This is a genomic window from Streptomyces sp. NPDC033216 (genome assembly GCF_055577115.1).
Genome location: NZ_JBVIQK010000001.1, coordinates 644618 through 658342, shown reverse-complemented (window position 1 = coordinate 658342; position 13725 = coordinate 644618). Strand labels below are relative to the sequence as shown.

The 13725-nt window shown below is 71.2% G+C and carries 11 protein-coding genes; 6 read left to right on the top strand and 5 right to left on the bottom strand.

Annotation, left to right across the window (positions count from 1 at the left end):
- Nucleotides 1–168: 168 nt before the first annotated feature.
- Nucleotides 169–1458, top strand: a complete 1290-nt coding sequence (locus ACZ5Y0_RS02840) for a citrate synthase (RefSeq protein WP_383242297.1) — start codon at nucleotides 169–171, stop codon at nucleotides 1456–1458.
- A gap of 872 nt (nucleotides 1459–2330) precedes the next feature.
- Here ACZ5Y0_RS02840 and ACZ5Y0_RS02835 read toward each other — a convergent pair.
- The 5 genes from ACZ5Y0_RS02835 to ACZ5Y0_RS02815 all read right to left on the bottom strand — a co-directional run bounded on the left by ACZ5Y0_RS02835 (nucleotide 2331) and on the right by ACZ5Y0_RS02815 (nucleotide 7383).
- Nucleotides 2331–4568 carry a heavy metal translocating P-type ATPase gene (locus ACZ5Y0_RS02835; RefSeq protein WP_469126843.1) on the bottom strand — a complete coding sequence of 746 codons (2238 nt, stop codon included), beginning with the start codon at nucleotides 4566–4568 and terminating at the stop codon, nucleotides 2331–2333.
- A gap of 80 nt (nucleotides 4569–4648) precedes the next feature.
- Nucleotides 4649–4888, bottom strand: a complete 240-nt coding sequence (locus ACZ5Y0_RS02830; RefSeq protein ID WP_469126842.1) for a heavy-metal-associated domain-containing protein — start codon at nucleotides 4886–4888, stop codon at nucleotides 4649–4651.
- A 249-nt stretch (nucleotides 4889–5137) separates the two neighbouring features.
- Nucleotides 5138–5812, bottom strand: a complete 675-nt coding sequence (locus ACZ5Y0_RS02825) for a GNAT family N-acetyltransferase (RefSeq protein WP_469126841.1) — start codon at nucleotides 5810–5812, stop codon at nucleotides 5138–5140.
- A 58-nt stretch (nucleotides 5813–5870) separates the two neighbouring features.
- Nucleotides 5871–6071: a helix-turn-helix transcriptional regulator gene (locus ACZ5Y0_RS02820; protein WP_469126840.1), complete on the bottom strand. Its 201-nt coding sequence runs from the start codon at nucleotides 6069–6071 to the stop codon at nucleotides 5871–5873.
- Nucleotides 6072–6465: 394 nt separating this feature from the next.
- Nucleotides 6466–7383, bottom strand: a complete 918-nt coding sequence (locus ACZ5Y0_RS02815; protein WP_469126839.1) for a sugar phosphate isomerase/epimerase family protein — start codon at nucleotides 7381–7383, stop codon at nucleotides 6466–6468.
- A gap of 124 nt (nucleotides 7384–7507) precedes the next feature.
- On the opposite strand from ACZ5Y0_RS02815, the gene iolC reads away from it, so the two are divergent.
- From iolC to mmsA, 5 genes are all read left to right on the top strand, one after another.
- Nucleotides 7508–8458, top strand: coding sequence for a 5-dehydro-2-deoxygluconokinase (gene iolC / locus ACZ5Y0_RS02810; protein WP_469126838.1), 951 nt, complete (start codon nucleotides 7508–7510; stop codon nucleotides 8456–8458).
- A 113-nt stretch (nucleotides 8459–8571) separates the two neighbouring features.
- Nucleotides 8572–9423 carry a Cgl0159 family (beta/alpha)8-fold protein gene (locus ACZ5Y0_RS02805; RefSeq protein WP_469126957.1) on the top strand — a complete coding sequence of 284 codons (852 nt, stop codon included), beginning with the start codon at nucleotides 8572–8574 and terminating at the stop codon, nucleotides 9421–9423.
- Between the two features lie 82 nt (nucleotides 9424–9505).
- The gene (gene iolB / locus ACZ5Y0_RS02800) at nucleotides 9506–10327 is read left to right on the top strand and encodes a 5-deoxy-glucuronate isomerase (protein WP_469126837.1); all 822 of its coding nucleotides are present in this window, start codon (nucleotides 9506–9508) and stop codon (nucleotides 10325–10327) included.
- On the top strand, nucleotides 10324–12201 hold the full coding sequence (iolD, locus tag ACZ5Y0_RS02795) for a 3D-(3,5/4)-trihydroxycyclohexane-1,2-dione acylhydrolase (decyclizing) (RefSeq protein WP_469126836.1): 1878 nt from the start codon (nucleotides 10324–10326) through the stop codon (nucleotides 12199–12201). The genes iolB and iolD overlap by 4 nt, the downstream gene beginning before the upstream one ends.
- Nucleotides 12202–12215: 14 nt before the next feature.
- Nucleotides 12216–13718 (top strand): CoA-acylating methylmalonate-semialdehyde dehydrogenase, encoded by a 1503-nt coding sequence (gene mmsA / locus ACZ5Y0_RS02790; protein WP_469126835.1) that lies wholly within the window; start codon nucleotides 12216–12218, stop codon nucleotides 13716–13718.
- Nucleotides 13719–13725 lie beyond the last annotated feature (7 nt).

The window sequence follows — 13725 nt, the reverse complement described above, 5'->3', positions numbered from 1 at the left end:
CACTTCCGCCCGCGTGACGAAGGCGGCAGGATGAACAAGTTGGCGGCACTGAGTGCCGTGGATAAGCCCAATGGCCGACCCCGAGTGCACTCTCCTGCGCCAAATGGGGGATGGTAGAGACAGTCAGGGCAACCTCGAAGAAGAGGCACAACGTCGGTGAGGGATGACGTGAGCGACAACTCTGTAGTACTGCGGTACGGCGACGGCGAGTACACCTACCCGGTGATCGACAGCACCGTCGGCGACAAGGGCTTCGACATCGGGAAGCTCCGCGCCCAGACCGGTCTCGTGACCCTGGACAGCGGATACGGCAACACCGCCGCCTACAAATCCGCCATCACCTACCTTGACGGCGAACAGGGCATCCTCCGGTACCGCGGCTACCCGATCGAGCAGCTGGCCGAGCGGTCGACCTTCCTCGAGGTCGCCTACCTGCTGATCAACGGCGAGCTGCCCACGGTCGACGAGCTGACCGTCTTCAAGAACGACATCACGCAGCACACCCTGCTGCACGAGGACGTCAAGAACTTCTACCGGGGCTTCCCGCGCGACGCCCACCCGATGGCGATGCTGTCCTCGGTGGTCTCGGCGCTGTCGACGTTCTACCAGGACAGTCACAACCCGTTCGACGAGAAGCAGCGCAACCTCTCGACGATCCGGCTGCTCGCCAAGCTTCCGACGATCGCGGCGTACGCGTACAAGAAGTCGATCGGTCACCCGTTCGTCTACCCGCGCAACGACCTCGGCTACGTCGAGAACTTCCTCCGCATGACCTTCTCGGTCCCCGCGCAGGAGTACGACCTGGACCCCGTCGTCGTCTCCGCGCTCGACAAGCTGCTGATCCTGCACGCGGACCACGAGCAGAACTGCTCGACCTCCACGGTCCGCCTGGTCGGCTCCTCGCAGGCCAACATGTTCGCGTCGATCTCGGCCGGCATCAACGCGCTGTGGGGCCCGCTGCACGGCGGCGCCAACCAGTCCGTCCTGGAGATGCTCGAGGGCATCCAGGCCAACGGCGGTGATGTCGACTCCTTCATCCGCAAGGTGAAGAACAAGGAGGACGGCGTCCGCCTGATGGGCTTCGGCCACCGGGTGTACAAGTCCTTCGACCCGCGCGCGAAGATCATCAAGGCGGCGGCGCACGACGTCCTCTCGGCCCTCGGCAAGTCCGACGAGCTGCTGGACATCGCGCTCAAGCTGGAGGAGCACGCGCTCTCCGACGACTACTTCGTCTCGCGCAACCTCTACCCGAACGTCGACTTCTACACCGGCCTGATCTACCGGGCCATGGGCTTCCCGACCGAGATGTTCACGGTCCTCTTCGCCCTGGGCCGCCTGCCGGGCTGGATCGCCCAGTGGCACGAGATGATCAAGGAGCCGGGCTCCCGCATCGGCCGTCCGCGCCAGATCTACACGGGCGTGGTCGAGCGCGACTTCGTGCCGGTCGAGGAGCGCTGACACCTGCCGGTGGGGCGCCCTTCTCCGGCGTCCCGCCGGCCGGGTGGCGTCCCGCCGGTTCCGGTCTGGTCGGGTCCTCTTCGCCGGGGTCGGGTGGCGTGCCGGTCAACGGCTGCGGGCCCGGAGGTCCGGGGGTGGTTGCCCGGAGGGGCGCGCCGCGGGCGTGGCCGAGCGCAACTGGTGCCGGTCGAGTCGAGGGTGGTGCCGGTCGAGGGCGTAGAGCCTCACCGGCGCGTGGACGAGGGGCTGTCCGTCAGGGCGGCCCCTTTCGAGTCCACCGCGCAGCCCTTCGGCAGGGCATGAAGAAGGCGCCCTGGTGCGTCGGTCCCCCCACGGGCCGACGACCAGGGCGCCTTCCCATGTCCCGGTGCGGATTCCCCCCACGGGATCCGGCCGGGCGTCTGGAGGACACAGCGCCTGAATTCGCTGATGCCATATGTGATTGTCGTGCGGCGGGAGTTGAGCAGAACGAGCAGAACTCGCCACACCCCTGCCATGTGCGATCTGCCGGGACAGCGCACGCTGGGAGGGCCGCTCAAAGCTTCCCGTGTGCGTGCCCCGGCAACGCATCTCTGGAGAGGTCCCCCAAGACATCTCCAGATGCCAGTCGGCGCCCCCCAAGACGCTTCCTGACATCGTCAACTTAGACCGTCGAACCCCTTCGATGGTTACATTCGCATCACTGTGATCTGTGTCTCTTGCGTATGTCCCGTTAGATGCGCAAGAGCCCGGATACGGCGATCGGGGCCCGAGCGTAAGGAAGATGCGCGAGCCTTGTGAAGAGCTTATGTGAGGCTCGCGCCGGACTCCAGGGGGGTCGCTGTCTCGACTTGGCCCTAACCACCGGTAACTTCCCGGTACTTCGCTCCACGTCAGCGGAACGCCCGCAGCCGCAGGCTGTTCGTCACCACGAAAACGGACGAGAAGGCCATCGCCGCCCCGGCGAGCATGGGGTTGAGCAGCCCGGCCGCGGCCAGCGGCAGCGCGGCCACGTTGTAGCCGAAGGCCCACACCAGGTTGCCCTTGATCGTGGCCAGGGTCCGCCGGGACAGCCGGATGGCGTCCGCCGCGACCCGCAGGTCCCCGCGCACGAGCGTCAGGTCGCCCGCCTCGATCGCGGTGTCGGTGCCCGTGCCCATCGCCAGCCCCAGGTCGGCGACGGCGAGCGCGGCGGCGTCGTTGACCCCGTCGCCGACCATGGCGACGACCCGCCCCTCGCCCTGGAGCCGCCTCACGACGGCGACCTTGTCCTCGGGCAGTACCTCGGCCACCACCTCGTCGATGCCCACCTCGGCCGCCACCGCCTCGGCCACCGCCCGGTTGTCCCCGGTCAGCAGCACCGGTGCGAGCCCGAGCGCGCGCAGCTCCCGTACGGCCTCGGCGCTGGTCTCCCTGACCGCGTCGGCGACGGCGAGCACGCCGCGTACCGCTCCGTCCCACCCGACGACGACCGCCGTACGACCGTGCCGCTGCGCCTCGTCCCTGACGCGCGCCACATCCGGCGGGAGGTCGTCGGAGAAGCGCCCCACGGCCACCTCGTGGCCCTCCACGCGCCCGCGTACGCCGCGTCCCGGCACGTTCTCGAAGTGCTCGGCCGGCGGCAGCTGCCCGGTTCCTTCCTCGGCGCCGGCGGCGACCGCTCGGGCGACCGGATGCTCGGAGGCGTGCTCCAGGGCGCCCGCGAGCCGAAGCAACTGCTTCTCGTCGGTGCCGTCGGTGGCGTACACCTCCTGGAGGGTCATCCGGCCGGTGGTGACCGTGCCGGTCTTGTCGAGGACGACGGTGTCGACGCGTCGGGTGTTCTCCAGTACCTCCGGGCCCTTGATGAGGATGCCGAGCTGGGCGCCCCGGCCGGTGCCGACCATGAGCGCGGTGGGGGTCGCGAGACCCAGGGCGCACGGGCAGGCGATGATCAGGACCGCGACGGCCGCCGTGAACGCGGCGACGGTGTCGCCGGTCAGGCCGAGCCAGGCGCCGAAGGAGGCGGCGGCGATCAGCAGCACGACAGGGACGAAGATCCCGGCGACCCGGTCGGCCAGCCGCTGTACGTCGGCCTTGCCGTTCTGCGCGTCCTCGACCAGCCGGGCCATGCGGGCGAGCCGGGTGTCCGCGCCGATCCGGGCCGCTTCGACGACGAGCCGGCCGCCCGCGTTCACCGTGGCCCCGGTGACGGTGTCGCCCGGACCGACGTCCACCGGCACGGACTCGCCGGTCAGCATGGAGACGTCGACGGCGGAAACGCCCTCGACGACGGTGCCGTCGGTGGCGATCTTCTCGCCCGGCCGGACGACGAACCGGTCCCCGACGGCCAGCCGGTCCACCGGGATCCGGGTCTCGCGCCCGTCCCGCAGCACGGCCACGTCCTTGGCGCCCAGTTCCATCAGCGCCCGGAGCGCGGCTCCCGCACGCCGCTTGGAGCGGGCCTCCAGGTAGCGGCCGAGCAGGATGAAGGCGGTGACGCCGGCGGCGACCTCCAGATAGATCGTGGAGGCGCCGTCGGCTCGTGACACGGTCGGTTCGAAGGGGTGCCGCATGCCGGGCACGCCCGCGTCGCCGAGGAACAGCGCCCACAGCGACCAGCCGAACGCGGCCAGGGTGCCGACGGAGACCAGCGTGTCCATGGTGGAGGCGCCGTGCCGCAGGTTCGTCCAGGCCGCCCGGTGGAAGGGCAGGCCGCCCCAGACGACGACGGGCGCGGCGAGGGTCAGCGACAGCCACTGCCAGTTGTCGAACTGGAGGGCCGGGATCATGGCGAGCAGCACCACGGGCGTGGCGAGCAGGGCGCAGACGAGCAGGCGGTGGCGCAGGGCCGACAGCTCGGGGTCCCCGTCCGGCTCGGCGGGTATCTCCTCGGTGGCGGGTGGCGCGGGCTCCTCGGCCGTGTAGCCGGTCTTCACGACGGTCGCGATCAGGTCGGCGACCTCCACCCCGGCGGGGTAGCTGATCCGCGCCTTCTCCGTCGCGTAGTTGACCGTCGCGGTGACGCCGTCCATGCGGTTGAGCTTCTTCTCCACGCGGGCCGCGCACGAGGCGCAGGTCATCCCGCCGATGAGCAGCTCGACCTCACCGGACTCGGCGGCCGTCGGGGCCGTGGTGGTGGTGCTCGACATGTGCGTGACTCCAGGGAGCGGAACGGGCCGTCTCCGACCGGTGTCGACCGGTCGGCCCGGCCCGATGCCGAGGGGGTGGCTCAGGCGCGGCCGACCAGCTCGAAGCCGGCCTCGTCGACGGCGGCGCGCACGGCCTCGTCGTCCAGTGTCGCGGTGGAGACGACGGTGACCTCGCCGGTGGAGGCCACGGCCTTCACCGAGGTGACGCCGGAGATCCCGGAGATCTCACCGGAGACGGCTCCCTCGCAGTGGCCGCAGCTCATGCCGCTCACCTTGTAGACGGCGGTGACGGTACCGGGGGTGTCGGTGGGGGCGGTCATCTCGTTACTCCTCGTCGAGGCATGGGGCCGAGTGGTCGGCCCGCAGGGCGGCCGGTGGTGGCGGGCCCCCTGGGTCGGCCGGTGACGGGCCGGGGTGGTCCAGGGAGGGCCTCCACTTCCCCACGTTATACCCCTAGGGGGTATTTCTCAAAGAAGCTTCGTCGCGGCCGGGTCGCTCGCCGGCCGGCGCTTTCCGGCGGGCTGGGAGGTGAACGCGCCGACGGGAATCGGGGCGGCCGGGGTGGCGGGTCACGGTCGTCGCGCCGTGGCGCCGAGTGCGGGCCACTCCCGGTCCAGGAGCGCCATCAGCACCTCGTCCACCCAGCCCCCGTCCCGCGGCGCGGCCTCCCGCCGAACGCCCTCCACCACGAAGCCGACCTTCTCGTAGACGCGCCGGGCCCGGGCGTTGTCGCCGTACAGCTCCAACTGGATGCGGTGCAGGCCCAGTCGCTCGAAGCCGTGGCCGACGATCAGGCGGGTCGCCTCGGTGCCCAGCCCGCGACCGCGGCCCCGCGGCCCGAGCAGCGTGCGGAAGGAGCAGGTGCGGGAGTAGGCGTCGTACTCGTTGAGGACCACCTCGCCGACGAGTTCGCCGGTGGCCCGGTCGGTGACGGCGAGGTCGAGGCGGTCGGGCTGTGTGGAGCGCGTGGCGTACCAGGAACGCAGCCGCTCCAAGGTGAGTTCCCCGTCCGCCGGGAAGGTGAAGCGGACCACCTCGGGGTCCCCGACGATCTCCCACATGATCTCGGCGTCCGCCTCCGTGAAGGGCCGCAGCACCGCTCTCTCGCCGGTGAGGCGGGGTTTGACGGAGAAGTCGGGGGTGGAGGACGCGGAGGCGTCGGGGGCCGTGGAGGGCACCGAGGGCACCGAGGGCGCGGAGACCACGGAGGGTGCGGAGGACTCGGAGGAGCCGGAGAGGTTCATGCACGGCACTGTGCCCCGCCCGGGGGCGGGGCACAGAACGGTTTTCCGGTGGGGGCGGTCAGTCCGGTCGTCGACCCCGGTTGCCGGGCCGGGAGGCGACCCAGGTGCGGACGGTGTCGGCGTACCAGTAGGGCTTTCCGCTCTCCACGTGGTCGGGCGGGGGGAGCAGTCCGTGCTTGCGGTAGGACCGCACGGTGTCCGTCTGCACCTTGATGTGTGCCGCGATCTCCTTGTAGGACCAGAGGCTTCGGTCGGTCATGAGTCGCACCTCCCTGCGCGTGCGGGGGCGGCGGCCGGGAGGCCACCGGGGGGGGGGGAGCCCGGCGCTGCGCTGGCGATCACCGGGCCTGTGCCCGCTCAACGACGCACGGTGACAGGTGGGGAACGGTTGTCGACAGCGTGCGACCCGTCACTCGCGTACCCGAGACATCGGTGACAGGAGCGGAACTTTTGTGACGCGGGTGACACAAACGACCCAAAGGGCCGCAAGGGGTGGGACGAACCGTCGGCGCCTGTACAGCGACGCCCGAAAGAGGCGCGGGAAACCGGCGACCGGCCACGCACGGGGGCCGCGCCGCCGGCGTACGGACCCAGCGCCGCGCCAGGCGCCGCCGGCGCCCGGCACCTCGGCAGGCGTCCCCGACCTCCTGGGGTCACGCCCCGCAGGACCGCAGGAACGCCCGGGTCCGCTGTGCGATGGGCAACGGCGCGTCCGCCTCGCACGGATACATGTCCTGTTCCACGATCGCGAAGAGATCGACGTCCAGCTTCTGGGCGGCCTCCAGTACGGGCCCCAGCGCCGGCACCCCCGAGGGCGGCTCGCACATCACCCCGCGTGCGACGGCCGGCCCGAAGGGAATCTCCTGTGCCCGCACCTCCGCGAGGATCTCCGGGTCGACCTGCTTGAGGTGCAGGTACCCGATCCGCTCGCCGTACGTCTCGATCAGCTTGACGCTGTCGCCGCCGCAGTACGCGTAGTGCCCGGTGTCCAGGCACAGCGACACGAGTCCGGAGTCGGTGCCGTCCAGGAACCGGACGACCTTCTCCTCGCTGTCGATGTGGGTGTCGGCGTGCGGGTGGACGACGATCTCCAGCCCGTACCGCTCCCGCACCCGCTTGCCGAGCCGCTCGGTCAGCGTAGTGAGATTGCGCCACTGCTCGGGCGTGAGCGTGTCCGGCTCCAGTACCTCGCCGGTCTTGTCGTCCCGCCAGAAGGACGGGATGACCACCAGGTGCCGTGCTCCCATGGCCTGCGCGAGCGCGGCGTTGTCCGCGACATGGGCCCAGGTCTTCTCCCACACGGCCTCGCCGTGGTGCAGCCCCGTGAACACCGTGCCGGCCGACACCTTCAGGCCGCGCCTGGCGGTCTCCTCGGTGAGGACGGCGGGATCGGTCGGCAGATACCCGTAGGGGCCGAGTTCGATCCACTCGTAGCCGCAGAGCGCGACCTCGTCGAGGAAGCGCTGCCAGGGCACCTGCTGCGGGTCGTCCGGGAACCAGACGCCCCAGCTGTCGGGGGCCGAACCGACCCTGATGCGGGAGAGTGAGGGCTGAGGTGACAACGACGTCATGGTCGTCAGCGTGCGGTCGGACCGCGGGGGTGTCAAGAGCTGGTCCGAATGTCTGGACAAAACATTGACAGGGTCCGCCGTACCGGGCTAGAAAGCCGTGGAGAGCCGATACGAAGGGAACTCGATGGCCTACGACCTGATCACCATGGGGCGGATCGGAGTGGACCTCTACCCGTTGCAGACGGGCGTGCCGCTGCCGCAGGTCACGTCCTTCGGGAAGTTCCTCGGCGGCTCGGCGACCAACGTCGCTGTCGCCGCCGCCCGCCTCGGCCTGGACACGGCGGTGATCACCCGCACCGGCGACGACCCCTTCGGCACCTATCTCCACGAGGCCCTGCGCGGCTTCGGCGTCGACGACCGCTGGGTGACCCCGGTCCCCGGTCTGCCGACCCCCGTCACCTTCTGCGAGGTCTTCCCGCCGGACGACTTCCCGCTCTACTTCTACCGCCGGCCCAAGGCGCCCGATCTGGAGATCGACGCCCACGACCTCGACCTCGACGCCGTCCGCGAGGCGCGCGTCTTCTGGGTCACCGGCACCGGCCTGAGCGAGGAGCCCAGCCGTACGGCGACGCTGGCCGCCCTCGCCCACCGCGCCAAGGCCGGCACCACCGTGTTCGACCTCGACTGGCGGCCCATGTTCTGGTCCGACCCGGACGCGGCCCGCCCCTTCTACGCCGAGGCGCTGAAGCACACCACCGTCGCCGTGGGGAACCTGGACGAGGTGGAGGTCGCCACCGGGGTGCGCGACCCGCACGCCGCCGCCCGCGCCCTCCTGGACGCCGGCGTGGAACTGGCCGTGGTGAAACAGGGCCCCAAGGGCGTCCTGGCCGTCAACAGCGCGGGCGAGTCCGCCGAGGTCCCCCCGCTCCCCGTGCGCGTCCTCAACGGCCTCGGGGCCGGTGACGCCTTCGGGGGCTCCCTCTGCCACGGTCTGCTCGCGGGCTGGGACGTGGAGAGGATCATGCGCCACGCCAACGCCGCCGGTGCGATCGTCGCCTCGCGCCTGGAGTGTTCCTCGGCCATGCCGACGCCCACCGAGATCGAGGAAGCGCTCGCCGCCGGAGCGGTGCTGTGAGGGCGGGCCGCGTCGCGGGAACCCCGCACGGGACCGGCGGGGGAGGCGCGTCCGGAGCCACCAGCGTCCCGCGCCCCACCCCCGCCACCGTCGACGTCCCCGAACTCGTCCGCCTGCGCACCCACCACCCCGAGGCGATCGCCGAGGCCGCCGCCCGCCGCACCCGCCGCCCACTGCTCGACGAGGCCGGCCGGCTGATGATCGTCGCCGCCGACCACCCGGCGCGCGGCGCCCTCGGCGTCGGCGACCGCAAACTGGCCATGGCCAACCGCGCGGACCTGCTGGAGCGCCTGTGCCTGGCGTTGAGCAGACCCGGCGTGGACGGCGTCCTCGCCACCGCCGACATCCTCGACGACCTGCTCCTCCTCGGCGCTCTCGACGGCAAGGTCGTCATGGGCTCGATGAACCGTGGCGGCCTCCAGGGCGCCCGGTTCGAACTCGACGACCGTTTCACCGGCCACCGCGCCGAGGACATCGAGCGTCTCGGTTTCGACGCGGGCAAACTGCTCCTGCGGATCGACTACGACGACCCCGGCTCCCTCACCACCCTGGAGTCGACCGCCCGCGCGATCGACGACATGGCGGCCCGCAGGCTGCCCCTCTTCGTCGAGCCGTTCATCAGCCGGCGCACCCCGGAGGGAAGGCTCGCCAACGACCTCTCCGCGGAGGCCGTCACCAAGTCCATCGCCATCGCCTCCGGCCTGGGCGGCACCTCCGCCTACACGTGGCTGAAGGTCCCGGTCACCCACGACCCCGACGACATGGCCGAGGTCATGGCGACCTCCACGCTCCCCGCCGTCCTGCTGGGCGGCGAGGTGGGCGACGACCAGGACGGGGCGTACGAGAAGTGGCGCGGCGCGCTGCAACTACCCACCGTCCGCGGCCTGGTGGTCGGCCGTTCACTGCTGTACCCGGCGGACGGCGATGTGACCGCCGCCGTGGACACCGCCGTAGGACTGCTGTGAGGACCGCGTGGACCGTGAAGGCCGCCGCCTGGCGGGTGGGGACCGCAGGGAGCGTGAGGGTCGGGTGAACAGAGAGGGCCGCATGAACGGCGACTTGTACATTCCGCGCGGCAGCACCGCCGACGCGCACCACGTGCTGGACATCGGCCCCGAGCGGGCCGGCTGGACGCACAGCAGCCTGCGGATCGTCGAGCTGGTGCCGGGCGGCACGCACGACTTCGCCACGGGCGACAGTGAGTGGATCGTGCTTCCGCTGGCAGGCGGATGTACCGTGCGAACCGCTGGTGAAGAGTTCCAACTCCTGGGCAGGGAAAGCGTGTTCGCGTCGGTCACCGACTTCGCGTACGTTCCCCGCGACGCCCGGGTCCAGATCGCCTCCGGCGCGGGAGGCCGCTTCGCCCTGGCAGGAGCGAAGTGCGAGCGACAACTCCCCGCCCGCTACGGCCCCGCGCCGGAGGTCCCCGTCGAGGAACGCGGCAGCGGCAACTGCGCCCGTCTGGTGCGCAACTTCGCCTCAGCCGACGCCTTCGACTGCGCCAAGCTGATCGCCGTCGAGGTCCTCACCCCCGGCGGCAACTGGTCCTCCTACCCGCCGCACAAGCACGACGAGCACCGGCCGGGCGAGGAGTCGGAGCTGGAGGAGATCTACTACTTCGAGATCGACGGACCGGACGGCTTCGGCTATCAGCGCGTGTCCCCCTCACGTGAGGGCGGCTCCGACGTCCTGGCCGAGGTCCGCTCCGGGGACGCCGTCCTCGTCCCCGACGGCTGGCACGGCCCGTCGATCGCCCAGCCCGGCCACGCCATGTACTACCTCAACGTCATGGCCGGACCCGGCGAGACCCGGGAGTGGCGGATCCGCTTCCACCCGGCCCACACAGCGACCACAGGGGGTTACCGATGACCACGAGGCTCACCGTGGCCCAGGCACTGGTGCGTTTCCTCGCCGCCCAGTACACGCAACGCGACGGCGTACGGCAGCGGCTGATCGGCGCGACCTGGGGCATCTTCGGCCACGGGAACGTCGCCGGGCTCGGCCAGGCGCTCGTCGAGTACGCCGACGAGATGCCGTACCACCAGGGCCGCAACGAGCAGTCGATGGTGCACGCGGCGGTCGGGTACGCCCGCCAGTCCAACCGGCTCTCCACGCACGCGGTGACGACGTCCATCGGCCCCGGCGCGACCAACCTGGTCACCGGAGCCGCCCTGGCGACGATCAACCACCTCCCGGTCCTCCTCCTCCCCGGCGACACCTTCGCGACGCGCGTCGCCGACCCCGTCCTCCAGCAGCTCGAAGTCCCCTACGCGGGCGACGTGTCCGTCAACGACTCGCTGCGCCCGGTGTCGAGGTACTTCGACCGGGTCACCCGCCCCGAAGCCCTGATCCCGGCGGCCCTCCAGGCGATGCGGGTGCTGACGGACCCGGTGGAGACCGGCGCGGTCACCCTCGCGCTGCCCCAGGACGTCCAGGCCGAGGCCTACGACTGGCCCGACGAGTTCTTCGCCGAGCGCACCTGGGCCGTACGGCGTCCGGGTGCCGACCCCGCCGAACTCGCCCGGGCGGTCACCGCGATCCGGGCGGCGAGGCGCCCCTTGGTCATCGCGGGCGGCGGCGTCCACCACAGCCGCGCCGAGGAGGCCCTCGCCGAGTTCGCCGCGGCCACCGGCATCCCGGTCGCCTCCACCCAGGCGGGCAAGGGCTCGCTGCGCCACGACCACCCCCAGGACGTCGGCGGCGTCGGCCACACCGGCACGGCCACGGCGGACGAACTGGCCCGCACGGCCGACCTGGTGATCGGCGTCGGCACCCGCTACACCGACTTCACCACGGCCTCGAACACCCTCTTCGGCCGAGGCGACGTCCGCTTCCTCAACCTCAACATCGCGCCCTACGACGGCCACAAGCTGGCCGGCCTGCCGCTCGTCGCGGACGCCCGCAGCGGCCTCCAGGAGCTGACCCGGGTCCTCGGCACGCACGCCCACCGCGTGGCGGACGCGTACGTCGCGGAGTACGCCGAGGACAAGGAGCGCTGGGAGCAGCGCGTCGACGCCTGCTACGAGGCCGAGGAGCCCGACGTACGACCGACGCAGCCGCAGGTGCTCGGCGCGCTGGACGCGGTCGTCGACGAGTCGGACGTGATCATCAACGCGGCCGGGTCGCTCCCCGGCGACCTGCACAAGCTCTGGCGGGCCCGCTCACGGGACCAGTACCACCTGGAGTACGGCTACTCCTGCATGGGCTACGAGATCCCGGCCGCGATCGGCGTGAAGCTCGCCGCGCCCGAGCGGCCGGTCTGGGCGCTGGTCGGCGACGGCACCTACCTGATGATGCCGACGGAGATCGTCACCGCCGTGCAGGAGGGGATCGCCATCAAGATCCTTCTCGTGCAGAATCACGGCTACGCCTCCATCGGCGGTCTCTCGGAGGAGACCGGCGGCGAACGCTACGGCACCGCCTACCGCTACCGGGCCGACGACGGGTCGTTCACCGGCGCCCCGCTCCCGGTCGACCTCGCCGCCAACGCGGCCAGCCTCGGCATGCGCGTCCTGCGCGCGAAGACCGTCCGCGACCTGCGGGAGGCCCTCGCCGAGGCGCGCGCCGCCGACACTCCCACTTGTGTCTACGTCGAGACCCAAACGGCAGACACAGTGTCGGGCGCGCCTCCGGCGCAGGCCTGGTGGGATGTTCCTGTGGCCGAGACCGCGACCCGAGCGTCCGCGGTGAAGGCCCGTGAGCTGTACGAACGGCACGTCTCGACCCGACGCCGCCATCTGTGAAGGAGTACTCGGTCATGACGAAGATCGTCAACCACTGGATCGGCGGCAAGTCCGTCGAAGGCGCCTCGGGTACGTACGGGCCGGTCACCGACCCGGCGACCGGCGCGGTCACCACCAAGGTCGCGTTCGCCACCATCGACGAGGTCGACGCCGCGGTCGCCGCCGCCAAGGACGCCTACGTCACCTGGGGCCAGTCCTCGCTGGCCAGTCGGACGGAGATCCTCTTCCGCTTCCGAGCCCTGCTCGACGCCAACCGCGACGCGATCGCCGAGCTGATCACCGCCGAGCACGGCAAGGTGCACAGCGACGCGCTCGGCGAGGTCGCGCGCGGCCTGGAGATCGTCGACCTGGCCTGCGGCATCAACGTGCAGCTGAAGGGCGAGCTGTCGACGCAGGTCGCCAGCCGTGTCGACGTGTCGTCGATCCGGCAGCCGCTGGGCGTCGTCGCCGGCATCACGCCGTTCAACTTCCCGGCCATGGTGCCGATGTGGATGTTCCCCGTCGCCATCGCGTGCGGCAACACCTTCGTGCTGAAGCCGAGCGAGAAGGACCCGTCGGCGTCCCTGAAGCTCGCCGAGCTGCTCGCGGAGGCCGGCCTGCCGGACGGCGTCTTCAACGTCGTCCACGGTGACAAGGTGGCCGTCGACCGCCTCTTGGAGCACCCGGACGTCAAGGCCGTCTCCTTCGTCGGCTCCACCCCCATCGCCCGCCACATCCACACCACGGCCTCGGCGAACCACAAGCGGGTCCAGGCCCTGGGCGGCGCCAAGAACCACATGCTGGTCCTCCCGGACGCCGATCTGGACGCGGCGGCCGACGCGGCGGTCAGCGCGGCCTACGGCTCGGCCGGCGAGCGCTGCATGGCCATCTCGGCCGTGGTCGCGGTCGGTGCGATCGGCGACGAGCTGGTGGAGAAGATCCGCGAGCGCGCCGAGAAGATCAAGATCGGCCCCGGCAACGACCCGACCTCCGAGATGGGCCCGCTCATCACCAAGGTTCACCGCGACAAGGTGGCGTCGTACGTCGAGGGCGCGGCGGCCGAGGGCGCCGAGGTCGTCCTGGACGGCACCGGCCACACTGTCGACGGCTTCGAGGACGGCCACTGGATCGGCATCTCGCTGCTGGACAAGGTGCCCACCAGCGCCAAGGCCTACCAGGACGAGATCTTCGGCCCGGTCCTGTGTGTCCTGCGCGTGGACACCTACGAGGAGGGCGTGGCACTGATCAACGCGTCCCCCTTCGGCAACGGCACCGCGATCTTCACCCGCGACGGCGGCGCCGCCCGCCGCTTCCAGCTGGAGATCGAGGCCGGCATGGTCGGCGTGAACGTGCCGATCCCGGTCCCCGTCGGCTACCACAGCTTCGGTGGCTGGAAGGACTCCCTCTTCGGCGACCACCACATCTACGGCAACGACGGCACGCACTTCTACACCCGCGGCAAGGTCGTCACCACCCGCTGGCCGGACCCGGCCGACGCCCCGGCGGGCGTCGACCTGGGCTTCCCGCGCAACCACTGAACCGTCG

Bases quoted from the DNA above. Each gene is read 5' to 3' on its own strand.
- ACZ5Y0_RS02815 (WP_469126839.1), bottom strand. From the start codon at position 7,383: ATGACGTCGTTGTCACCTCAGCCCTCACTCTCCCGCATCAGGGTCGGT.
- iolC (WP_469126838.1), top strand. From the start codon at position 7,508: ATGGCCTACGACCTGATCACCATGGGGCGGATCGGAGTGGACCTCTAC.
- ACZ5Y0_RS02825 (WP_469126841.1), bottom strand. From the start codon at position 5,812: ATGAACCTCTCCGGCTCCTCCGAGTCCTCCGCACCCTCCGTGGTCTCC.
- mmsA (WP_469126835.1), top strand. From the start codon at position 12,216: ATGACGAAGATCGTCAACCACTGGATCGGCGGCAAGTCCGTCGAAGGC.
- ACZ5Y0_RS02830 (WP_469126842.1), bottom strand. From the start codon at position 4,888: ATGACCGCCCCCACCGACACCCCCGGTACCGTCACCGCCGTCTACAAG.
- ACZ5Y0_RS02820 (WP_469126840.1), bottom strand. From the start codon at position 6,071: ATGACCGACCGAAGCCTCTGGTCCTACAAGGAGATCGCGGCACACATC.
- ACZ5Y0_RS02835 (WP_469126843.1), bottom strand. From the start codon at position 4,568: ATGTCGAGCACCACCACCACGGCCCCGACGGCCGCCGAGTCCGGTGAG.
- iolD (WP_469126836.1), top strand. From the start codon at position 10,324: ATGACCACGAGGCTCACCGTGGCCCAGGCACTGGTGCGTTTCCTCGCC.
- iolB (WP_469126837.1), top strand. From the start codon at position 9,506: ATGAACGGCGACTTGTACATTCCGCGCGGCAGCACCGCCGACGCGCAC.